Annotated in this window: 1 protein-coding gene; it reads right to left on the bottom strand. The window is 34.1% G+C overall.

All coding sequences use genetic code 11. The features are described 5' to 3' along the window. Positions 1 to 1,410 (bottom strand): acyl carrier protein (locus F0000_RS27295; protein ID WP_149627849.1); only part of this gene is annotated, 1,410 nt, incomplete at both ends.

Genomic DNA, 1,410 nt, shown 5'->3' on the forward strand with positions numbered 1-1,410 from the left:
TCTTTTTTTGAATCTTTCTTTGATAATGATGATAATGGTTTCTCTTGATCCGAAGATATTACCCCAGAAATAGCACTAGCCGATCTATCTATACTATCCAGTAATACCTTATCTTGATTTAAAATATTTACGTCTAATCTTGAATCGGATACTGATCCTGATAGCTCCAAATCTACTGAAGGAATAGCTGCTTTTGTATCCAAATCGTTTTCTGAAACACCTAAAAATGATGCCTTTTCTAAAATATAAACTAAAAAACTAGCTATCGTTGGATAATCATACAAGCTTGTTGCTGGTAATTCTAATCCATAAGAGTCATTAATTAATTTGATAAACTCAACACCAGTAATCGAATCCAATCCTAAATCCTGAAAGGTACTTTCTTGATCAATCCTGGAAACTTCTAAATAAATTGTTTCGGATAATAAAACTTGTAATTTATCTGATATATTTCCTATTTCCAGACCGTGTGGTAAAACTTCTCTTGTAGAAACTGGTGTAACTGATGGGTTCTGCTTTACATCTTGGATAGAAAGAGAACTCTCTGAACTTGAAAAAACAGCACTAGTTTCTGGAAGAAGAGGTAAAATGTGTTCGCTTAAACTAACTATTGTTGTATAATCATACAAACTTGTTGCCGGTAATTCTAATCCATAGGAGTCATTAATTAATTTGATAAATTCGACCCCAGTAATAGAATCCAATCCTAAATCCTGAAAGGTACTTTCTTGATCAATCCTGGAAACTTCTAAATAAATTGTTTCGGATAATAAAACACTAAGAGATTCTAAAATCTCCTGCTTAGCGTTACTATGGTCTTTAGGTCTAGGGCTTGATAATTCTTCTTTAACTAGCGGCGTACTTTCTGACGAGGCAAATGTAGATAATGTCTCTAATTCGATTGAAGATGTAGCATTCGAGGATGATGCTACCTTTGTAACAGGTTGACCTCCTATATCTGACAAAACAACATCTTGATCTTTTGGTATTACATTAGTTTTTAAGGATTTTTGTAAACTATGTTTCTTCTGTTTCGCATGATTACCTACCCAATAATGCTCTCTCGAAAATGGATATGTAGGTAAACTTACCTTCAAAGGAACAACAGAATCATATAACAAATTCCAGTCTATAGAAATACCTGAAGCCCATAATCGAGCAAGATTACTCAGCTCTTTATTTGCTATTGCTATATCTATATATCCTTTACCCGCAGCTCCTTCTAAAAGAAATCCCGTCGTATTATCACTTTTAGTACCTGTATATAAATCTAACGTAGATCCAGACAAGTAAGATTCTAACTTCTCTAATACTGCATCCTTAGTCGATGCTATAAACGATAATCGTTCCTGCATCGATTCTCGACCTATCTGAAGCGTATAAGCTACAGAGGATAACGCCACAGAATCC

Origin of the sequence: Aquimarina sp. RZ0 (assembly GCF_008370685.1) — a bacterium.
Lineage (GTDB): Bacteria > Bacteroidota > Bacteroidia > Flavobacteriales > Flavobacteriaceae > Aquimarina.